The following is a 22,361-nucleotide window of genomic DNA, read 5'->3' on the forward strand; positions in this document are numbered from 1 at the left end:
TTGAGACAGTCTTTACAATTAGGCTTATAAACAAGGGGTAATAGTCTCATTATTAAATATATCGCATTTTGAAATGGAAATTTTAAAAATTATATCGATATATTTTCAGTTTTAAATTAAAAATGTACCTTTGCAAAAAATTTTTGAAACCTAAAATTAGATACAGTTTTAATAATGATAATTTCCAATAAACCAGTTCAGTACTTATTAGTTACCTTATTAGCACTTACTTCGTCGATAAATTTCGCATCAACGCCTGTTGACAGTGTTTCTGCAGCACACGAAAATGTAGAATTAGCAGAAGGAAGTCACGCAGATGCAAATGGCCACGGAGAAACTGTTGCTCATAAAATCGAAGAAGAGTTTAACGCTAGTGAATTAATCAATTCTCATATTGGAGACGCTCACGATTTTCATATTGCGGACTGGGATGGTCATCCAATCTCTTTTAGTCTTCCAGTTATTTTATGGACTAAAAATGGTTTAGAGATTTTTTCATCTGCAAAATTTCACCACGACAATTCAGGAGAACATGTAGTTGATATTAACGGTCAAAAATTTGTTCGTTATAAAGAAATAATTTTTTACGCTGACCAATTTGAAGGATTGCCACAAGATGTAAAAGATAACGGAGCTTTTGCTTTTGATGCAAGACCTTTAGATTTCTCTATTACAAAGAATGTTTTCTCTATGTTAATGTCGGCAATTATTTTGTTTTTGTTATTTTTTGCTGTAGCAAGATCATATAAGAAAAATCCAAATGCGCCAAAAGGATTGGCTGGATTTTTAGAGCCGTTGGTTACTTATGTTAGAGACGAAATTGCAGTTCCAAATATTGGTGCAAAAAAGGCAGGAAAATATATGCCATATCTTTTGACTATCTTCTTCTTTATATGGATTAACAACTTAATCGGATTAATTCCTTTTTTCCCATTCAGTTCTAACTTAACAGGAAATATTTATTTCACATTTGTAATGGCGTTTATTACTTTCATCGTTACAACTTTAAGCGGAAACAAATCTTATTGGGGACATATTTTCAACACACCGGGAGTTCCTGTATGGTTGGCTCCAATTATGATTCCTGTAGAAATTATTGGAATGTTGACTAAGCCATTTGCATTAATGATTCGTTTATTCGCAAATATCACTGCTGGGCACATTATCATTTTGAGTTTAGTTTCTTTGATTTTCATTTTCAAAAGTATTGCAGTTGGTCCTGTTGCAGGAGCATTTGTATTGTTCATGAGTGTTTTAGAGATGTTAGTTGCTGCATTACAAGCATATGTATTTACATTGCTTTCAGCATTATTTATTGGTCAGGCTGTTGAAGAGCACGATCATCATTAATCAGAGTTTTATTAATTATTAACTATATAAATTTATTATTATGGTATTAGCTGGAATCGGAGCTGGATTAGCTGTAATTGGTGCAGGTCTTGGTATTGGAAAAATTGGTGGTTCTGCAATGGACGCTATTGCTCGTCAGCCAGAAGCTGCTGGAAAAATCCAGACTGCTATGATTATTGCTGCTGCACTTATTGAAGGTGTTGCTCTTTTCGCAGTAGTTGTTGCGTTAATTACAAACGCATAATTAAAACTTAAAACTTCCTGCAGCGGTTGGCTCCAGGAAGTTTTTTTAAAAAAAACGACAAACAATTTTTAAACATATAATGTTATGCAATTAACTTCACCGGAAAGTTTAATTTTTTGGACAACAATTATCTTTATTGTTTTCTTTATTCTTTTAGCAAAATTTGCTTGGAAACCAATTTTAGGAGCTGTAAAAAGCCGTGAGGAATCTATCAACAATGCTTTAGCTTCAGCAGAAGCTGCTCGCAGAGAAATGGAAAACTTAACTGCAGATAATGAGCGTATTTTAAAAGAAGCTCGTGCAGAACGTGATGCTATGTTGAAAGAAGCACGTGAAATGAGAGAGCAAATTATTGCTGATTCTAAAAACGATGCACAAGAGCAAGGTCAAAAATTAATTGAGCAAGCTAAAGCGGCTATCGAAAGTGAAAAAAATGCTGCAATGGCAGAATTGAAATCACAAGTTTCAAGTCTATCTTTAAGCATTGCTGAAAAATTATTGAAAGAAGAATTATCTAACAAAGAATCTCAAACTAAATTAGTTGAGAAAATGTTAGGTGACGTAAAGTTAAACTAAGATTATGGCAAGTACAAGAGCAGCAATTCGTTATGCAAAAGCAATTCTAGACTTAGCAAACTCTAAAGGTGTTGCCGAAGCTGTAAATAACGATATGAAATCAATTGCAACAGCGATTGAAAATAATTCAGAATTAAGTGCATTTATTCAAAACCAAACTACAAAAGTTGAAGTTAAAGAAAGTGCTCTCTTAGAAGTTTTTGCTAATGTAAATGGTGTAACAAAAGGTTTATTTCATTTATTATTCGAAAACAAAAGATTTGAAATTCTAGATGCAATTGCAGTAGAATACAATAAATTATTTGACGAAAGCAACGGAGTTGAAACTGCAAAAGTTACAACTGCAATTCCAATGGATGCTGCATTAGAAGCTAAAGTTTTAGCTAAGATTGCAACTTTGTCAGACAAAAAAATTACAATTGAAAATATAGTAGATCCTTCAATTATTGGTGGATTTATTTTAAGAATAGGTGATAATCAATACAATGCATCTGTTGCAAACAGATTACAAGTATTAAAAAGAGAGTTAAGTAATTAGTTTTATTACACATAAAAGTGTCTAAATTATAAATTAAGATGGCGGAAATCAAACCTGCTGAAATTTCAGCAATATTAAGAAAGCAAGTAGAAGGTTTTGAATCTGGTGCTACGCTGGAGGAAGTAGGAACAGTACTTCAAGTTGGAGATGGTATTGCTCGTGTTTACGGGCTGTCTAATGTTCAATATGGTGAGTTAGTAGAATTTGATAACGGTATGGAAGGTATCGTATTGAATCTTGAAGAAGACAATGTTGGTGTGGTACTTTTAGGACCATCAACAGGAATTAAAGAAGGATCTACTGCAAAAAGAACTCAACGTATTGCTTCTCTTAAAGTAGGTGAGCAAATGGTAGGACGTGTAGTGAATACTCTTGGTTTTCCAATTGATGGAAAAGGACCAATTGGCGGAACATTATATGAAATGCCTTTAGAAAGAAAAGCACCTGGTGTTGTATTTCGTCAGCCAGTAACTGAGCCATTACAAACTGGAGTAAAAGCAGTAGATGCTATGATCCCAGTAGGTCGTGGACAACGTGAGCTTGTAATTGGTGACCGTCAAACAGGTAAATCAACTGTTTGTATCGATACAATCTTAAATCAAAAAGAATTTTACGATGCAGGAAAACCTGTATTCTGTATATATGTTGCAATTGGACAAAAAGCTTCAACTGTAGCAGGAATCGCAAAAATGTTAGAAGAAAAAGGCGCAATGGCTTATACAGTTATCGTTGCTGCTAATGCTTCTGATCCAGCTCCAATGCAAGTTTATGCTCCTTTCGCAGGTGCTGCAATTGGAGAATATTTTAGAGATTCAGGTCGTCCAGCACTTATTGTGTATGATGATTTATCTAAACAAGCTGTTGCTTACCGTGAGGTTTCTCTTTTATTAAGAAGACCACCGGGACGTGAGGCTTATCCTGGAGACGTTTTCTACTTACACTCTCGTTTGTTAGAGCGTGCTTGTAAAGTAATTGCTGATGATGGTATTGCTAAAAGCATGAATGATTTACCAGATTCTATCAAGTCTATCGTAAAAGGTGGTGGTTCATTAACTGCATTACCAATTATCGAAACTCAAGCTGGTGACGTTTCTGCATATATCCCAACAAACGTAATTTCGATTACAGATGGTCAGATTTTCCTTGATGGAGATTTGTTCAACTCTGGAGTTCGTCCTGCAATTAACGTAGGTATCTCTGTATCTCGTGTTGGAGGTAATGCTCAGATTAAATCAATGAAAAAAGTTTCTGGAACTTTAAAATTAGATCAAGCTCAATTCCGTGAATTAGAAGCTTTCGCTAAATTTGGTTCTGACTTAGATTCAGTTACATTAAACGTAATTGAAAAAGGAAAAAGAAACGTTGAAATCTTGAAACAAGGTCTTAACGATCCTTACACAGTAGAAAATCAAGTAGCTATTATTTACGCTGGTTCTAAAAACTTATTAAGAAACGTTCCTGTAAATAAAGTAAAAGAATTTGAAGCAGATTTCTTAGCTTACTTAAACAGTAAACATAAAGATACGCTTAACGCGTTGAAAGCTGGAAAATTAGATGACAACATTACTGATGTTATCGAAAAAGCAGCAAAAGAAATTTCAGCAAAATATATCTAATTAGAGAATTCGTAAATTAGATAATTAGAAAACATCTTAGGAGACTTTCTAATTATCTAATTTTCAAATTGTCACATTTTTTTAATCGACAAATGGCAAATTTAAAGGAAATCCGTAATAGAATTACTTCCGTTTCATCGACGATGCAAATTACATCGGCAATGAAAATGGTTTCTGCAGCAAAGCTTAAGAAAGCACAAGATGCAATCACTGCGATGCGCCCTTATGCCGAGAAATTAACGGAGTTGTTGCAAAATCTTTCTGCTACACTTGATGGTGAAGTTGGAGGAGATTACACAACACAACGTGAAGTAAAAAAAGTATTACTTGTTGCTATAACTTCAAATAGAGGTTTATGTGGAGCATTCAATGCAAATATTATTAAAGAAGTTAAAAATCGTGCCGCTTTTTATGCTGGAAAACAAGTAGATGTTTTTCCTATTGGTAAAAAAGGAAATGATGTACTAAGTAAATCTTTTAAAGCACACGGTCACCATAATGCAATTTTTGATCATTTAACTTTTGATAATGTTGCTGGAATTGCTGATAATTTGACTGAGAAATTTTTATCAGGAGAATATGACAGAATCGAATTAATCTACAATCAGTTTAAAAATGCTGCGACACAAATCGTTCAAACAGAACAATTTTTACCGCTAGCTCCAATTAAATCTGATGCGCCAGTTTCTGGTGGAGATTATATTTTCGAACCTTCAAAAGAAGAAATTGTTTTGACTTTGATTCCTAAGTCTTTAAAAACACAATTATACAAAGGTATTCGCGATTCATTTGCTTCAGAACATGGAGCACGTATGACAGCTATGCACAAAGCAACTGACAACGCAACAGAATTAAGAAACCAATTGAAATTAACGTACAACAAAGCACGTCAAGCTGCAATTACAAACGAAATCTTAGAGATCGTTGGTGGAGCAGAAGCTTTGAACGGATAATTTAATATAAAGTACGAAAAGAGCCGACAAGTAATTGTCGGCTCTTTTTTTGTATTATCGTTTTGCGTTCTCTGGTTTAACTTATAAAATGGTGATTCTCAATTTACCCTACAAATTGAGAACCATTACCATTTTATAAAATTATTGAACAGATTTATCACCTCTGTCTGCTTTGTCTTTTATGGGAACAAACTAGCTTTATTAATCCCAATGCTTTGCTTTTTTAGGGTTGTGTTGTAGCTTTTCTCATTCCCTGTGATACAAAGTTATCAAGAAGACTCCTAAAAAAATTACAAAATTTTTTCTCTTTATTATAGATTTAACATGTTTGCTTTTTATCTTATTATACAGAGAGAAAAAAAAATAAGTATTTTTGATGTCTATTTTTATATTATGAATTTACAAATACGCGAACTTACTTCGATTGAAGAAATGTTGGATCAAATCGACACGATGAGATTTTTATACCCAATGATTACGGTGGAAAAGTATAAATTGTTTCTTCTTGAAATGGTACCTCATAATTATATTCAGATTGGTGTTTTTGTAGATGAGACTTGCGTGGGTCTTACAGGTTGTTGGTCGGCTACTAAATTATGGACAGGAAAATATCTTGAGATCGACAATTTTGTTGTAAACCCTGAATACCGTTCTAAAGGAATTGGTAAATTATTAACTGACTTTATTGAGCAAAAGGCAAAAGCATTAGACTGCAGCAGTATTGTTCTCGATGCTTTTACTGGAAATTTTGGTGCTCATCGTTTTTATTATAATCAAGGATATAATCCAAAAGGGTTTCATTTTGTAAAAATCTTAGACGAAAGTAAAATAACGAAATAAAATAATAGCTAAGCTCTTATTGCCCCTTCAAAAGCATTATTAAACCAAAGAATTGGTTATTTTTGTTTCACGAACTTTATTACAAACTATTTTGGGATTATATAAAAATCTATTCAAACAAACTGCAATTTATGGACTGGCAACGGTTTTACCCCGAATGCTTAGTTTTTTACTGGTCAGATTATATACAGGTATTTTGCCAACGGCTGAATATGGTGAGGTTTCGATTGTTTTGTCTTGGATGGTTTTCTTTAACGTAGTACTTTCCTACGGTATGGAAACGGCTTTTTTTAGATTTTACAGCGCAGAAGAAGACAAGAAAAATGTAATTGCAACATCTACAATATCAATATTTTGGTCGTCGATTATCTTTTTATTTGCGGCTTTAATATTTAGAAATACTTTGGCAGCTTGGGCAGAAGTTGATGTACAGTATATTACCTATTCTGTTTGGATTTTAGTTTTAGATGCTTTGGTTTTAGTGCCATTTTCTAAGTTAAGAGCCAATCAGCGTCCGATGATGTATGCAGCTATTAAAATAGGGAATGTTATTATTAACTTATTGCTTAATATTTTCTTTTTGATGTATTTACCAAAACTGGCGGCTTCAAATCCAAATTCAGTTTGGGATAATTTATACGTAGAAAATTTCCAGATTGCTTATATTTTCATTGCCAATTTACTGGCAAGTTTAGCCACATTTGTAGTGCTTTCGCCAAATTATTTGTCTCTTGGTCGAAAGTTCGATCCTGTACTTTGGAAAAAAATGATGAAATACGGTCTTCCAATTTTAGTTGCCGGTTTAGCATTTGCTGTTAACGAGCATTTTGATAAAATTCTGTTAGGTTATTTATTACCCGAGAACTTAGCAAAATCTGAAGTTGGAGCTTATTCTGCATGTTACAAATTAGGTTTGTTTATGGTCTTGTTTGCAACAGCTTTTAGATTAGGAATTGAGCCGTTCTTTTTTAGCCATGCAAAAAATGCAAATGCTCCTCAAACATATGCTGTTATTACAAAATACTTTGTGATTTTAGGATCCTTAATTTTATTAGGTGTAATTGTTTTTGCAGATGTTTTAAAGTATCTTTTGCTAGATAATAAATCCTATTGGGAAGCAATGAAAGTGGTGCCATTGATTATTTTGGCAAATTTCTTTTTAGGAATCTACAACAATCTATCTGTTTGGTATAAACTTACAGATAAAACAAAAATTGGAGCTTACATTTCAATAGTTGGAGCAATCGTAACATTGGTTTTAAACTATCTTTTAATTCCAAAATACAGTTATTACGGATCGGCAATTGCTACCATTTCAGCATACGGAAGCATGATGTTAATTTCATATGTTTTAGGAAATAAATATTACCCGATACCATATGATATGAATAAAATATCTGCTTATTTAGGAATTTCGATCTTATTTTCGGCAATTTCTTTTTATGGCTTTAGAGAAAATTATTTCGTTGGCATCCCGTTACTTTTAGGCTTTATGTACTTTGTTTATCATAATGAAAAAGAGACTATTAAAGGAATCATGAAAAAGTAGAAATTGCTTTTTTAATTATTTAAAATATAAAATGAAAATACAAATTATCAATAAATCACAGCACGATTTACCTAACTACGAAACTATTGCTTCTGCAGGAATGGATTTACGTGCTAATTTAACAGAGTCAATTACATTAAAACCTTTAGAAAGAACGATTGTAAAAACAGGACTTTTTATTGAATTACCAATTGGTTATGAAGCGCAGGTAAGGCCAAGAAGCGGACTGGCGGCTAAAAAAGGAGTTACAGTTCTAAATTCTCCAGGAACGGTTGATGCAGATTATAGAGGAGAAATAGGGGTAATTTTAGTAAATTTATCAAATGAAGAATTTGTAATCGAAAACGGAGAACGAATTGCACAATTAATTATTGCTAAACACGAAAGAGCAGAATGGATCGAAGTAGAAGAACTTTCTGAAACGTCAAGAGGTGAAGGTGGTTTTGGCAGTACAGGAGTAAAATAGTTTTCGGTTTTACATTAATATAATCTAGAAACATATTAGTTTTTAGTGCTTTTAAAGTGAAATAAAAAAAATAGCAAAGAGTCTTCGCGAACTTTGTCATAAGAAAAGAAACCAAATCAATGAAGATTTTTAAATCTTCTCGAATCAAATAAAAACAAAAATGAAAATAATAGTTCCAATGGCTGGCCGCGGATCTAGACTTAGGCCACATACTTTAACTGTTCCAAAACCATTAATTCCAGTTGCAGGAAAATCAATCGTGCATCGTTTGGTCGAGGATATTGCCAAAATTTTAAAGGAGCCAATAGAAGAAGTTGCTTTTATATTAGGAGATCCTGCTTTTTTTGGAGATGATCTTGTAGCAAGTTTAGAAGATTTGGCAAAAGGATTAGGAGCAAAAGCATCTATTTATCGTCAAGATTTACCTTTAGGAACAGGTCATGCTATTATGTGTGCAAAAGAATCTCTTTCAGGCCCTGCAGTTATTGCTTACGCGGATACTTTAATTAGAGCCGATTTTGAATTAGATCCTGAAGCAGATGCTGTAATTTGGGTAAAACAAGTAGAACAGCCAGAAGCGTTTGGTGTAGTAAAGTTAAATGCAAACAACGAAATTATAGAATTGGTTGAAAAACCTAAAGAGTTTGTAAGCGACTTAGCAGTTATTGGAATTTACTATTTCAAAGAAGTCGGTGATTTAAAAAAGGAATTACAAGGCGTTTTAGATAATAATATTCAAAACGGAGGAGAATATCAAATTAACGACGGTATCAAAGCAATGATGGCCAACGGAAAAGTTTTTAAAACTGGAAGCGTTGACGAATGGATGGATTGCGGAAATAAAGATGTAACCGTTGAAACAAATACCAGAATGCTTGGATTTTTACATAACGATGGTGAACATTTAGTTGACTATGATGTAAAACTAGAAAACTCAACGATTATTCCGCCATGTTATATTGGTGAAAATGTAGTGCTTAAAAACACAACAGTTGGTCCAAACGTTTCAATTGGTAAAGGATGTCACATAACGGATAGTTCGATTAAGAACAGTTTAGTGCAGACTTATTCTCAAATAAAAAACGCAAATTTAGACAATGCAATGATTGGAAATCATGTAAGTTATGATGGTAAATTTACCAGCATCAGCATTGGAGATTATTCTGTTTTAGAATAAAAATAAGTTTCAACAGATTCTTTTTGGTTTAAAAATAAAAATATAAAAAGAATGAAAAAAGGTATTTTAATAATTTTATTTTTCGTTTTGCTTGGCAATTCAAATACGATTTTGGCTCAAACTGAACCGGAAGATATTGCTATGGCGACAGATGATTATCAGGATGCTTTTTATGAATCTTTAAAACAAAAAGGAATCGAAAATTATGATAAAGCAATTGCATCATTAGATAAATGTATCAAACTAAAACCCAATGATGCTGTTGCCTATTTTGAATTAGGGAAAAATTATCTGGCTCTGAAAGATTATAAAAATGCACAGGATGCATTTGAAAAAGCCACGCAATTGAATCCTAAAAACAAATGGTATTGGTTAGGAATTTACGATGTAAGTTATGAGACCAAAAATTATCCGCTGGCAATTGAAACGATTCAGAAAATCATGGTTTTTGATGAAGAGTATAAAGACGATTTAATATCGTTGTATATGATCACAAATCAATTTGATAAAGCTTTGACTGCCATTAATGAAATGAACGATAAGTTTGGCAAATCGGAAGATCGAGAAAGATATAAAATTCAGATTTTATCACAAGGAAAATATGAGGATGCTGCCATTACCAATTTAATAGATCAGATTAAGAAAAATCCAAAAGAAGAATCCAATTACGTTAATTTGATTTTTTTGTATTCAAAAGCAGAGGAAACGGAGAAGGCATTAGAAATCGCAAAACAATTATCAAAAGAAATTCCAGATTCAGAATGGGCGCAGGTAAGCTTATTTAAAGTTTATCTAGATGCGAATCAAGCTGATAAAGCAATTAAGTCGATGAATATAGTTTTGTCAAGTTCAAAAATTGACTCAAAAATTAAGCATCGTACTTTAAATGAATTTTTGATTTACGTGAATAAAAATCCTCAGTATGCACCTGATTTAGAAAAGGCAATTGCTTATTTTGATAATGATAAAGAGATTGATGTAGCGAAAGAAATTGGTAAATTTTATCATGGCAAGGGACAATTTGAAAGCGCAATTAAATATTACGAGAAAGATCTAAAAACAAATTCAGAGACAGATCGTGAGACTAATCTGCTTTTGCTTGATGCTTATACACAAGCAAAACAATTTGCACCAATGACAAAAAGAGCGATGAATATGATAGAAGTTTATCCAAGTCAGCCTCAATTTTATTATTATGCAGGATTGGGAAATAATCAGTTGAAACAATTTAAAAACGCAAAAACCGTTTTAGAAATGGGACTCGATTATGTTGTTGATGATAAAAAGCTGGAAGCAAATTTTAATATTCAACTTGGTGAGGCTTATAATGGATTGGGAGATGCTAAGAAAAAAGAGGAATACTTTTTGAAAGCAAATGAGTTATTAAAACAAAAATAATAAGGAGAATTACAATGAAAAAATATATTGTATTAGTATTAATGTCCATTTTTGTGATTTCATGTAAATCAAAACAGGCAGCAGTACAAAACAACACCGTAGTCGAAACGATTACAAAAAAAGATAAAAAGGCAATAGAGAAGCACTACGAAAACAAACTTGATTTTTCGACACTTTATATAAAAGCCGGCGCAAGATATGTAGATGATAAACAAAGCCAAAATGTAACTGCTGAAATAAAAATTGAAAAGGACAAACAGATTTTAGTAAGTGTTCGATTTTTAGGAATTACAATGGCAAAAGCCTTGATTACACCAACAGCAGTAAGTTATTACGAAAAAATAAACAGTACTTATTATGAAGGCGATTTTAGCAGTTTGAGTAAATGGCTTGGAACTGAATTAGATTATAATAAGGTACAGAATTTATTAATAGGGGAAGCTTTTGATGATTTAAGAAAAGGAGAATATACACAGACAATTGTAGAAAATCTTTATCGCTTAGAAGATGAAAAGGATCAAAATATAAAAAAGGCATTCTATTTAGATCCTGAAAAATATTTGCTTCAGAAAGAAGAAATCACACAAGCATCTGAAAATAGAAAATTAGAAATTAATTATTCTGATAGTAAAACTTTTGCTCAAGGAACAATTCCAACAACACTTACAATTAATGCTGTTCAGCCTAAAGGAACGACTAACATTAATTTAAATTACAATAATATTTCGTTCAACGAGGAACTTTCTTTTCCGTATAGTGTACCAAGCGGTTATAAAAAAGTTTTAATTAAGTAAATTTGCAAAAAGAAAAAAGAAACATGCCAAAATTTCTCCTCAGCCTAATTTTTATTTGTGCCACAACTTTTATGTGGGCGCAAGATTCACAGCAAGAAAAACTTGAACAGCGTAAAGCGCAGATTCAGCAAGAAATTAGAGATAATGAAAAAATGCTGCAATCCGTAAAGAAAAAAGAAAAATCAGCTGTAAATGTATTTTTAATCCAGGCGAATAAAATCAAATTAAAAGAGAAATTAATCAATACTACTGCAAAGCAGGAAAAACTGATAAGCAATGATATGTATATTAACCAAGTTAAGGTTAATAAATTAAAAAAGGAGCTTGAGGTTTTAAAAGCAGATTATGCTAAGATGATTTTAAAATCATACAAAAGCCGTTCTGAGCAGAGTCGAGCAATGTTTATTTTGTCTTCTGAAAGTTTTTTACAAGCTTATAAAAGAGCACAATATTTAAAACAATATACTAATTTTAGAAAAAATCAAGGTTTAGAAATCCAGTCTAAAACCAATCAATTAGTTGATTATAATGCCAAATTGGATGGTCAGAGAACGATTAAGAAAAAAATTATTGCTGAGAATGAAAAGGAGAAACAAAGTTTAGAAGTAGAGAAAAAAGAACAGCAAAAATTAGTTAACTCTATTAAAAAGGATAAGAATAAAATTATTGCCGATACAAGAGCAAAACAACAAGAATCGAGAAGAATCGATGCTAAAATTAAAGAACTTATTCGTGAACAAATTAGATTAGCCAATCAAAGAGCCGAAGAAGAGAGACGCAGAAGAATAGCTGAAGGTAAAGCCAGTGAAGCTGAAAAAGCAGAGGCAGCAGCACCTAAAAGTTATTCATCAGATAGAATTGCATTAACGCCGGAAGGTAAAATTTTAGCTGCCGATTTTAAAGCAAACAGAGGAAAATTGCCTTGGCCGGTAGAGAAAGGATTTATATCTCTTGGTTACGGAGATCAACCGCATCCATTGTATCCAACATTAAATGTTCATAATTCAGGAGTAGAGATTACTACTGAACAAGGAGCAAGTGCACGTGCAGTTTTTGAAGGAGTGGTATCAAAAGTTATAGCATTGTCTCCTGTAAACAGGGCCGTTTTTATTCAGCATGGAGATTTCTTTACCGTATATCAAAATCTAAGTTCAGTATCTGTTGAACAAGGTGATAAAGTAAAAGTGAAACAAGTTATCGGAAAAGTTAGAACTAGTGGAGACACAGGAAAAACAATTATCAAGTTTTTGATTCTTCAAAATACAACAAATAATAATCCAGAAGGATGGCTTCAAAATAGATAATACAGCAATTAGAAAGTTTTAGAATATAAAGCAATCTAATTGATTGAAACTTAAAAAAAACCTTTTCAACGGTGTAACGTTGAAAAGGTTTTTTTTATTTTTTTAAATACCCTCTAGCTTCTTCTTTGAATTTATCAACTTTATTTGAAGGAATTTTAACTGGCAGTTTGGCAATTTCTATAGCCATCGTTTTTGCTTTTGCTTTTTGATTGGTTTTTAAATATAAATAAAACAAATCTATTCGAGCATCAAACCTAAAGGGCTCTACATTTTTATTGTAAATGTAAATTTTTTCTGCGTCATCATATCTTCTCATTCGTTCTAAAAGGCTTGCTAGACTTTTACCTAAACTGGGTTTACCAGACTGCTCAAATCCATTGGTCAAGTAACGAATTCCTTCTTCCTGTTTACTATTTTTTAAAAAAATTATGCCAGTCATAAAAAATTGTTCGCCGTTTGCATCAATTTTCGAGGTATAATTTATCGTTTTTTTCAAATTTGAAACTTCTAGGTCATTATAAATCTTCATTAATCTATATTCAGCATTTACTCTTAAAAAAATAATTACCAAAAAAATAAGTAAGAAAGTAATTGGGATAATTTGAAATAAAATATTTTTTTCAAAAAAACAAATAGGTTTCGCATTTAGTTCGTTGATGATAATAACAGTAAAAACACATCCTAAAACCATGAATAGGGGTACAGGTAAAATTGAATTTGTTAACATAAAAACAATTAGACAGAGCAGCATAGAACTACTTGTCTTTGTTACATTGTTATGCTTTGATTTAGCAAACAGCATTAAAAGAAGAAAACAAAAAGTAACAATCCAAATTATGCCTAAATCAAAACTTAATTCTAGAAAATCATTATTAGCATTGTATATAAAGCTTGCATTTTTGATTTCTGCCCAAGGCCTTTCACAGGAAAAATAATTTGCCTTTGCTATATTATATTGCAGCGAAAATGAATCAAAACCATATCCTGTCAAAAGTTGATTTTTAAGTTGAAGTAAAGATTGTTTTGCGATAAATATTCTTCCAGAAACCGATTCAGATTTAAAGGAATCGATATTGCAAATAACAAAAAATAGACCAACTAGAAACATTGAGGCAGAAAGAGATTTCTTTAAAATCGCAAAGCTTTTATTCTGGATAAACAGATTATTAATAGTAAAGAATAATGTAAGACTTAATGCAATATAGGCCCCCTTACATTTAGATAAATATAAGCCATAAATCAAAATTAAAAAACCAGTGAAAAATAAAATTTTGCGAAAGCCATATGCTTTTTTAATTAACTCAATTGAACTTAAAGAACCTAAAGCAAGCAATAGAGCCAATTGGTTTGGTGAAAAAAACAATCCTGTAGATTGAAAATATTCATTTGAAGAAGAAAGAACTTGATTTTTTTGCAAGATGGCAATTATTGCATTTAGTACTGCTGCAAAAAAAATCAAATATAGTGCTGTATTTAAAAGATTTAAATTTTTTTCTCTTGTATCTAGTGATCTTCTTAAAATCATATAGAGAAATAAATAACCAGTAAAGAACCATACTTTTAAGTTAAAAACAGTCGCTTTTGATAGATAAATGAAATTGAAAAGACCAATACAAAATAGTATCAGCAAGCAAATATCAAATCGATTTACACTCCATTTTCGATTGATATTTTTCAATAAAAAAAAGCTGCCTCCAATTATGATGACAGGTAACCAATAAAGGTATTTTCCACTTATAAAAGGTAAAAGTGTCGTATTAAAGCGAGTCATTAAAGATAGTAACAGAACTGTTAAAAAAATAGAGAGTTCTTGATTTTTCATTTGTTATGTGTTAATATCTGTTTTTTGAATAATTTTCAAATTTAACAATTATAAGTTTATTTTCTTACATATTTTACATATAATTGTATTATAATATTTACAAATTTATTATGAAATTAATATATTTACTCTTTATTCTTGCACTTTCACCTCTTTTTTCGCAATCGATTTCGAATGAAAAATTCGCAGAAGAACGCTTAAAATCGATTGTTTTTGCGAATTATCAATCTGATGATGAAAAAAGGGAGGCCGCTGATTTTTTAATATCAAATATGGGCATTCACTACAGTGAAAATTATAGATGGATAGATAGTAATAACAATAAAATTGAGTTTAATGAATTGGATTTTCCGAATTTAGAGTTAGCAGCTAATTTTTTTAAAAAACTGCAAGACAGTACTAAATTAAAACCTCAATATTTTGTAGTTAATGATTTAGAAACAATTACACCTGAATTAATAATTAAAAACATTGACCTTGCTTTTGCGGCATGGAAAAGTAATCCTTGGTCTAGATCGTATGACTTTAAAACATTCTGTGAATACATTCTTCCGTATCGAAGTTTAACAGAACCTTTGGAGGATTGGCGAGATGAATATTCACAATTAGTATTTCAGACAGTTAAAAAAGCCAACAAAGATCAGCCGGTTGATGCGGCAATATTAGCAATTCAGGAACTCAAAAATTTTCGATTTTTAGATGGGCGTCCAGATCCAATACCTTATTTGAGCCCTAAACAACTTCTTTTTAGACGAGAAGGTGCCTGTAATGACTTAGCAAATCTTACATTATTAGCGTGCAGATCAATAGGTTTAGCCGTAACATTCGATTTTACACCAGAATACGGTGCTTCGTCAAAAAGACATTTTTGGGATACAATTATTGATGAAAACGGAAAGCATATTCCTTTTAATGGAAACTGTTTTGGAAACCCACAAGGGCTTCCATATGCCTATAACGCTGTTGAAAAAAGATTAGCAAAAGTTTTTAGAAAAACATATTCTATCCAAACGAACTCGCTGGCAGCGATAAAAGATACTGTATTAATACCCAGCGGCTTTTTGAGGGAGAAAAATATTGCAGATGTAACAGAAGAATATACAGCTACAGGAAAAATTAATTATCCAGTTAAAACAAAAAAATCAGTCGTGGGATTTTTAAATGTATTTAATCTCGCAAAATGGAGGGTTACTGACTGGGGGCGAAATTCAGACGGTATTATTGAATATCAAAATTTAGGTTTAAACATTGTTTATCTGCCAAGTTTTTACGAATCGACCTCAAAAAAAATGAACTACGCTCCTTATCCAGTTCTTTTGGATGACAAAAAAGAACAACATGTTTTAGTTCCAAATTACACTAAAACTTTCTCATTTAATTTATCCAGAGACAAAAAAAAGAAGACTAACAGACTTGATTTTAATTCTTTTGAAGTTTTTGAAAATGAATTGTTTTCGCTTTATGTATGGGACAATGGTTGGAAAAAACTAGAAGAAGCTAAAGCAGAGAGAGATTTTGTGAAATTTTCTAAAGTTCCCGATAATGGATTGTTTCTCGCCATTTGCCCCAAAAGTAATAGTTACGAACGCATTTTTAGAATTAACAGTGACACAAAAGAAATAGAATGGTATTAAGTATTTAACAATTAAACAATTTTGAGATGAAGAAAAAAGTATTTGAAATCCTCATGATGTTCCTTTTTGTGTTTGGACTGCAAGCGCAAAACAGCAATGACTTTATGGATAGTGCAGTAGAAAAAAATGTAAAAGACAGGTTTTATGAAAGTGCAAAAAGAGCAGGTTTGACAGAGGCAAAAACAAAAGAACTTTTAAAAATAATCGAAGAGAGAAATATGATTTTAAAAGATTTGGAAACAAAAAAAAAACAAGCAGATGCGCCTTACAGTATTCAAGATTCAGGAACACTTTATAATTTTAAAATTAATACAGCCCGAAATTATTATGCTCAAAAAATCAACGATTTTCTTACTTACAAAGAGTACAGCGAATTTGCCATGGAAGACTATCGCAATGAAGCCAGAGAAAATACAAAAAGTGAATATCAATTGTTGATTGCTAATAATACAGGTTTGACCGAAAGTCAGCAAAAATCACTTTATGCTTTACTATATCATTATCATTTAAATCAATTTTTGACAACAGCGTATTATAGTTTCGATAAAACACAACAAAAACCAAAGCTTGGAATTTTAAGATACAGTTTTGAAAAAGAATTTAAAAAAACATGTGAAGAGTACAATATAAAAACTTCTTCATCTGGTAATGTATATAAAAATGGCTTCGAATGGAATTAAACTAGACCGGACAAATCAAGATAAACTAACTAAAACCATAAATTATGAAAAAAAAATTAACTCTCCTTTTCACACTTGTTGTCATTGGCGTTAGTGCGCAGACAGATTGTGAACAAAAAATCAGGCAGGTCAAAAAAATTTTAGATGGTAATAAGCTGTACAAAGATTATGGTGCGCTTTTTCAGGATATCCTGCCTTGTGCAGAATCAGGTGATCCATTAGCCGAAAACTATATTGGTCTAATGTATGTAAATGCTCTTGGCATAGAAAAAGATGAAGCCAAAGGATTTGCTTATATAGAAAAAGCAGCTAAAACCGGCAGTGCTGTTGCACAATGCAATTTAGGAAATTTATACAATGACGGACGAGGTTGTACGCTCGATATGAATAAAGCTGTTGAATGGTATAAAAAAGCGGCCGATAAACAAAATTCGCGTGCCCTCTATTTATTAGGCTATATGCATTTAAAAGGTTTGGGTGTACAGCAGAATTATGAAGAAGCAATTGCCTGGTTTAAAAAAAGTGATTATGCAATGGCAAAGCACTGGCTGGGCGTTTGTTATTATCTTGGTTATGGTGTGCCTCAAGACACCAATAAAGCCTTAGAATATTTGCAAGGAAACACAACACCAAACAGCGTTGCTTTTTTAAGAAACTTAAAGAATGAAAAACGAGATTTGGTTATTGCTCAAACTGAAAATGCAATAAATGAAGCTAATAAAGCAGCAAAAAAAATAGATCCAGAATTAATTAACGAAAGCAGGGAAATAGTAACCTCCGATGAGGCCCAAAACCAAAACATTAAAACAAATACAATTTTAGGCGAATGGACAGGTCGTTTTATCGAGTATGACTGGTCTGGAACGACACCAATTCGTGTTTTACCAATAGAGATTAGTTTTAGTAAAAATGATAAAGGCGCTCTAAAAGCTAAAATAAATTTTGAAGGTAAAAGTTTTGAAAATTCCGCCCAGCTTAACGAGAATACTCTTTTTTTAAATGATTTTAAGTTTAAACTCGACCAGTTGTATCCTCATGATTTTAAAAATGACCAGCTAGAATATGCTGTTTTAGGAATGAACCTGAGTCAAAAAAGCTATAATAACAAACGTTATCTATTAGCAGATGTTGATAGTTTTATTGCTTATTGGCGAGAACCCGGAACACCAATTTCAGTAATACTCAGGCCAAAAAACGATGCTGCTTTTACAGATGATGATGCTGTTTTACTCGCGTTAGCCTCGCAAAAAGCAGAATTTATCAAAGTATATCCCGTACCGTTTAATGAGCAGCTCTATGTTGCTTTTGATCTGAAAGAACCTGCAAAAATACACCTGACACTTACAAACGTAATGACAGCTCAAACCCAGAAAGTTGTCGCTGCAAATCTAGAAGCAGGAATACAGTCATTTACGGTAGACACCAGTAATTTGCCCAAAGGATTTTATATCGTACAGGTACAGGAAAATGAAAAACAACATACCAGAACCATTATAAAACAATAAGCCATGTTGAATAAAATAATAAAGTTTAGAATACAAATCGTTTTTTTGCTGTTATTTTTTAATACAACAATAAACGCGCAGCGAGGTGAAAATGACCCGCCAGAAGGTTTTGATCTAGGAGAACAATTAGATCAAGTACGTATGGACCCATATGAAGCACCTGATAACTCTTGGGATCAAGCTTCACTTTATTGGGATACGGAATGGGGTAATTATCCTTCAAGTTCTGACGATGGTTCTGACAATTATAATAATAATTCGAATAATAATGATTCATCTGAAAATAATTCATCTGGAAGTTCATCATCTGAAAATAATCAAGTTCAGAATATAATAGATAAGCCAATTATAACATCAGCGGAACTAGTGAAATTGATAGCAGATCTGGCAGGTCGTTATACTGTAACTTCAAAATATAATTATGTTCTTACTACATCTGATGGAGTAACTCATGTTGGTACAATAACTAGACTTTATGATTCATCAATTGGACATTCATTGTATTATTTTATGCCATATAGTACTGATACAATATTTAAGGAAGGACTTCAATATAAAATACCTGAACCTGGTAGTAATTCATTACCAGCTAATTCAAATGCAACAGGATCAGTAGACTGGCAAGGTATGCCTATCGGTTTTTATAATATAATGTCAAATAGCGGGAATATTGGGGGGTATTTTTCTGAAAATGATAATAGATTGGAAGATTATTGTGAAGGATGCACCAAAATTGAGAGAATTGACAATCCAAAATTTACTAAATTAGCAGGTATTTTACAGAGGATACAGTCAATCGTATTAAATACCCCAATTTTATTAAAGAATTTTATGCTTTTAACAGGGTATAATAAGGAGCAAGTACAGTTTGTATTGTGGGAGGAAAGTTTAAAAGCTAAAATGAGAGTTGCTGATATTTCTAATTGGGGTTTGTATGAAAGATTTGTAACTCCTAATGTTTTTTTTGTCAGAAAAGATTTAGTTGATTCTTTAGAGACAGGAGGGTTTAAAACATCAGGTAATAATTTGACTGTAAATGACACTTCTTTTTTTATAGCTATAATAATATTGCATGAATTGATTCATTATGGTAGACATGTGAATAATTTGCCTCAAAGAGTTGGTATATACGAAGCAGGACAAGTATTTGAAACTAATATTTTTGGAAAAGTATTAGGTAGTAGTAATGTAATAAATTTATGGAGACAGTATGGATGGTATTTTTAAAAAAATGATCTTTTTCTTTTTCTTTTTAACAGTTCTAAGTTGTAAGAATGAAGATAAACCAAAGGTTAAAAAGATTGATTTAATTTCTGAAGGAAGAAGTTTAATCAGGCAGTATAGTAACATACTAATTGATTCAGTGGAACAATTTGATGTAAGACCAGAGAAAGAAAAAAATGACGCACCAAAAATAACAATTGGTTTGATTGATTCTATACCTAAGCGAAGAGAAGAATCAAATCTAGGCAGAACAGATGGGCATACATTTGTTTCATTTAAGTTAGAAAAGGAAGATTTAATTAAATTCAAATCTCCGTATAAACTTAATTTGGTTAAGGAAAATAATAATGATATTAATGTCGTGTTTGTAACTATTTCAGAGTTAAGTATAAACGACGAAAAAGCTTATGTTGTAGTTGAAAAAGTAAGGGGAATAGGGATGGTTAATGAAGTTTATTATTTTAAAAAAGAAAATGGAATATGGGTTTTTACAAAAAAAAGATTTTCAAAGATGGGATAAAATAATTCAAACAAAACCTCCAAAGCATTTGGTTTTGGAGGTTTCTTTTGTTTTTCTTGGCCTAAAAGGATATTCAAATCGTTAACAGATACACTAACCTTAAGAGTACTATATAAAAATACAATATCTGAACCTATAGAATATGAAAAAATCGATGAATGAACTCAAAATTGTATTTGTGCTTTTAGTTTTACTTTGCGCTTCATGTAGCAAAAAAAGTAAAATTGAATCCATATTTGTAACCAATGCAAATGAATACTGGGAATATGAGGATTACTGTTGGAATTCTAAAGGGAACTACTATAAGTATAATAAAAATGGTATTAGGGATAAGTATCGTCTCCGTACAAATGAAGGATTTGTTTTGTTTAATATTGATGGAGATATTGAAGATATAAATATTCCCTGGTCAATAAAAAATGATTCAACATTTGTTTCTGATAATTCAGAATATAAAATAGAAAAAATAAGCAACAAAGAAATTTTACTTTCATATTATCACTATAAAATTAAAGACAAAAAGTGTTTTGTGAGTTTGACAAAATGGGTAGATGCTCCAGAAGGTCCTAAACCTTTAGATTCTGTAAAAGCAAAGCAATAACAATTTTAATAGAATGCTGTATTTGTTTTTTCAAATACAGCATATTTTTCAAATCATGAATAAATTAAAAATTATTATAGCACTTTTTGTTTTGTTATCTATTTCATGTAGTAAAAAAAGTGAAATAGAATTAATATTTATAGCCAGTATAAATGAATATTGGTCTTATAAAGATGATTGTTTAGGAACAAAAGGTATTTATTTTCAATTTAAAGAAAATGGGACTCATGATAAATATTTATTACATATTGATGATGGTTTTAGCTTGTTTAATACTGATATGGGAGGTGGGAATGATGTAAGAACATGGTCAATAAAAAATGATACAACATTTGTTTTTGATAATGAAGAATATAAAATTGAAAAAATTAGCGATGAAGAAATTTTGCTCTCCTACTATCACTATAAAATTAAAAACAAAAAATGTTTTGTCCGTCTGAGAAAATGGGTAGATGGCCCAGAAGGCCCTAAACCTTTAGATTCTGTAAAAGCAAAGCAATGACAATTTTAATTGAATGCTGTATTTGTTTTTTCAAATACAGCATATTTTTCAAATCATGAATAAACTCAAAATTATTATAACGTTTTTCGTTTTGCTATGTATTTCATGTAGTAAAAAGAGTGAAATAGAATCTATTTTTATAACTAGTGAAAACGAATATTGGGCATATCGTGACTATTGCTGGAATTCTAAAGGTAATTATTATAAATACAATAAAAATGGCACCTGCGATAAGTTTGCATTATATACTCATGAAGGATTTGTATTGTACAATAATGATGGAGATGATGAATTTATAGGATCTTCTTGGTCAATAAAAAATGATTCGACGTTTGTTTTTAATTATGAAGAATATAAAATAGAAAAAATAAGCAACCAAGAAATTTTACTTTCATATTATCACTATAAAATTAAAGACAAAAAGTGTTTTGTGCGTTTGACAAAATGGGTAAATGGTCCAGAAGGTCCTAAACCTTTAGATTCTGTAAAAGGAAAAGAATAACAATTTTAATAGAATGCTGTATTTGTTTTTTCAAATACAGCATTTTTTAAATCAAATAGCAATATTACTTTTGATGTTATTTGTTTAGATATTTCTAATCATATTGTTCTAAAAAATATTTAATAACATCAGTTGTAGTTACAATTCCTTTCAGTTCTCCATTGTCTACAACAGGCAGAGCATGAAAATCTTCTTTTGCAAAAACTTCAGCCAGATCTTTGATAATAGCATCAGAAGGAAGAGTTCTTGGTTTTGAAGTCATAACCTGCGAAATGCTCAGCATATCTAGGATCGCTTCATCAACACCTTCCTGTCCATCAAATAAAGCACCAAAAGTCAGTCGATTAACATCAGTTCGGCTTATAATACCAACTACCTCTTTGCCATTAACAACAGGAATATGTCTAATCGAATTCGATTTTAGTTTTTCTACTACTTTTCTTAAATCGTCTTTTTGATTTACAGTCACTACGCTTTTAGTCATAATGTGACTAATTGGTTCTCTTTTTTTCATAATAGATAAGTGTTAAATTTATATCAAATGTGTAAAATAATTCCGATAATAT

At 31.4% G+C, this 22,361-nt stretch carries 23 protein-coding genes; 21 read left to right on the forward strand and 2 right to left on the reverse strand.

From position 1 onward, the window contains the following. Positions 1–174: 174 nt before the first annotated feature. The 13 genes from atpB (at position 175) to B0A81_RS15435 (ending at position 12,805) form a co-directional block, all read left to right on the forward strand. Positions 175–1,350, forward strand: a complete 1,176-nt coding sequence (gene atpB, locus B0A81_RS15375) for a F0F1 ATP synthase subunit A (RefSeq protein WP_089058844.1) — start codon at positions 175–177, stop codon at positions 1,348–1,350. Between the two features lie 40 nt (positions 1,351–1,390). Next, positions 1,391–1,594 (forward strand): ATP synthase F0 subunit C, encoded by a 204-nt coding sequence (gene atpE / locus B0A81_RS15380; RefSeq protein WP_039113322.1) that lies wholly within the window; start codon positions 1,391–1,393, stop codon positions 1,592–1,594. 84 nt (positions 1,595–1,678) lie between these two features. Continuing rightward, on the forward strand, positions 1,679–2,170 hold the full coding sequence (locus B0A81_RS15385; RefSeq protein WP_089053556.1) for a F0F1 ATP synthase subunit B: 492 nt from the start codon (positions 1,679–1,681) through the stop codon (positions 2,168–2,170). A 4-nt stretch (positions 2,171–2,174) separates the two neighbouring features. Next, complete coding sequence (gene atpH / locus B0A81_RS15390) at positions 2,175–2,708, forward strand: ATP synthase F1 subunit delta (RefSeq protein WP_089058845.1); 534 nt, start codon at positions 2,175–2,177, stop codon at positions 2,706–2,708. A 38-nt stretch (positions 2,709–2,746) separates the two neighbouring features. Beyond that, positions 2,747–4,324 (forward strand): F0F1 ATP synthase subunit alpha, encoded by a 1,578-nt coding sequence (gene atpA, locus B0A81_RS15395; RefSeq protein WP_089053558.1) that lies wholly within the window; start codon positions 2,747–2,749, stop codon positions 4,322–4,324. A gap of 92 nt (positions 4,325–4,416) precedes the next feature. Continuing rightward, on the forward strand, positions 4,417–5,277 hold the full coding sequence (atpG, locus tag B0A81_RS15400) for an ATP synthase F1 subunit gamma (protein ID WP_089058846.1): 861 nt from the start codon (positions 4,417–4,419) through the stop codon (positions 5,275–5,277). A 393-nt stretch (positions 5,278–5,670) separates the two neighbouring features. Continuing rightward, on the forward strand, positions 5,671–6,117 hold the full coding sequence (locus B0A81_RS15405; RefSeq protein WP_089058964.1) for a GNAT family N-acetyltransferase: 447 nt from the start codon (positions 5,671–5,673) through the stop codon (positions 6,115–6,117). Between the two features lie 91 nt (positions 6,118–6,208). Then, positions 6,209–7,666: a lipopolysaccharide biosynthesis protein gene (locus tag B0A81_RS15410; RefSeq protein WP_089058847.1), complete on the forward strand. Its 1,458-nt coding sequence runs from the start codon at positions 6,209–6,211 to the stop codon at positions 7,664–7,666. Positions 7,667–7,697: 31 nt separating this feature from the next. Further along, a complete protein-coding gene (gene dut / locus B0A81_RS15415) occupies positions 7,698–8,132 on the forward strand; it encodes a dUTP diphosphatase (RefSeq protein WP_074660083.1) in 435 nt (144 codons plus the stop codon). A 160-nt stretch (positions 8,133–8,292) separates the two neighbouring features. Then, positions 8,293–9,309 carry a sugar phosphate nucleotidyltransferase gene (locus tag B0A81_RS15420; RefSeq protein WP_089058848.1) on the forward strand — a complete coding sequence of 339 codons (1,017 nt, stop codon included), beginning with the start codon at positions 8,293–8,295 and terminating at the stop codon, positions 9,307–9,309. A 51-nt stretch (positions 9,310–9,360) separates the two neighbouring features. After that, the gene (locus tag B0A81_RS15425; protein ID WP_089058849.1) at positions 9,361–10,707 is read left to right on the forward strand and encodes a tetratricopeptide repeat protein; all 1,347 of its coding nucleotides are present in this window, start codon (positions 9,361–9,363) and stop codon (positions 10,705–10,707) included. A gap of 14 nt (positions 10,708–10,721) precedes the next feature. Beyond that, on the forward strand, positions 10,722–11,501 hold the full coding sequence (locus B0A81_RS15430) for a DUF4292 domain-containing protein (protein WP_089058850.1): 780 nt from the start codon (positions 10,722–10,724) through the stop codon (positions 11,499–11,501). A 23-nt stretch (positions 11,502–11,524) separates the two neighbouring features. Beyond that, positions 11,525–12,805, forward strand: coding sequence for a murein hydrolase activator EnvC family protein (locus B0A81_RS15435; RefSeq protein WP_089058851.1), 1,281 nt, complete (start codon positions 11,525–11,527; stop codon positions 12,803–12,805). A gap of 94 nt (positions 12,806–12,899) precedes the next feature. Here the strand turns inward: B0A81_RS15435 and B0A81_RS15440 are convergent, their stop codons facing one another. After that, positions 12,900–14,627: an O-antigen ligase family protein gene (locus tag B0A81_RS15440; RefSeq protein WP_089058852.1), complete on the reverse strand. Its 1,728-nt coding sequence runs from the start codon at positions 14,625–14,627 to the stop codon at positions 12,900–12,902. Between the two features lie 110 nt (positions 14,628–14,737). Here B0A81_RS15440 and B0A81_RS15445 point away from each other — a divergent pair, with 110 nt between their 5' ends. The 8 genes from B0A81_RS15445 to B0A81_RS15480 all read left to right on the forward strand — a co-directional run bounded on the left by B0A81_RS15445 (position 14,738) and on the right by B0A81_RS15480 (position 21,795). Next, positions 14,738–16,261: a transglutaminase domain-containing protein gene (locus tag B0A81_RS15445; RefSeq protein ID WP_089058853.1), complete on the forward strand. Its 1,524-nt coding sequence runs from the start codon at positions 14,738–14,740 to the stop codon at positions 16,259–16,261. Between the two features lie 26 nt (positions 16,262–16,287). Then, the gene (locus tag B0A81_RS15450; protein ID WP_123922190.1) at positions 16,288–16,941 is read left to right on the forward strand and encodes a hypothetical protein; all 654 of its coding nucleotides are present in this window, start codon (positions 16,288–16,290) and stop codon (positions 16,939–16,941) included. Positions 16,942–16,985: 44 nt separating this feature from the next. After that, on the forward strand, positions 16,986–18,446 hold the full coding sequence (locus B0A81_RS15455) for a T9SS type A sorting domain-containing protein (RefSeq protein ID WP_089058855.1): 1,461 nt from the start codon (positions 16,986–16,988) through the stop codon (positions 18,444–18,446). Between the two features lie 3 nt (positions 18,447–18,449). Beyond that, complete coding sequence (locus B0A81_RS15460) at positions 18,450–19,673, forward strand: hypothetical protein (RefSeq protein ID WP_089058856.1); 1,224 nt, start codon at positions 18,450–18,452, stop codon at positions 19,671–19,673. Beyond that, positions 19,657–20,190, forward strand: coding sequence for a hypothetical protein (locus tag B0A81_RS15465; protein WP_089058857.1), 534 nt, complete (start codon positions 19,657–19,659; stop codon positions 20,188–20,190). Before B0A81_RS15460 ends, B0A81_RS15465 begins: the two co-directional genes overlap by 17 nt. Positions 20,191–20,332: 142 nt before the next feature. Continuing rightward, positions 20,333–20,791, forward strand: coding sequence for a hypothetical protein (locus B0A81_RS15470; protein WP_089058858.1), 459 nt, complete (start codon positions 20,333–20,335; stop codon positions 20,789–20,791). A 55-nt stretch (positions 20,792–20,846) separates the two neighbouring features. Further along, positions 20,847–21,293, forward strand: coding sequence for a hypothetical protein (locus B0A81_RS15475; RefSeq protein WP_089058859.1), 447 nt, complete (start codon positions 20,847–20,849; stop codon positions 21,291–21,293). A gap of 55 nt (positions 21,294–21,348) precedes the next feature. Continuing rightward, a complete protein-coding gene (locus B0A81_RS15480) occupies positions 21,349–21,795 on the forward strand; it encodes a hypothetical protein (protein WP_089058860.1) in 447 nt (148 codons plus the stop codon). 94 nt (positions 21,796–21,889) lie between these two features. Here B0A81_RS15480 and B0A81_RS15485 read toward each other — a convergent pair whose 3' ends face one another. Further along, positions 21,890–22,309 carry a CBS domain-containing protein gene (locus tag B0A81_RS15485; protein ID WP_089058861.1) on the reverse strand — a complete coding sequence of 140 codons (420 nt, stop codon included), beginning with the start codon at positions 22,307–22,309 and terminating at the stop codon, positions 21,890–21,892. Positions 22,310–22,361: the final 52 nt, after the last annotated feature.

The organism is Flavobacterium plurextorum (genome assembly GCF_002217395.1).
In the GTDB taxonomy this organism is placed as follows: Bacteria; Bacteroidota; Bacteroidia; order Flavobacteriales; family Flavobacteriaceae; genus Flavobacterium; species Flavobacterium plurextorum.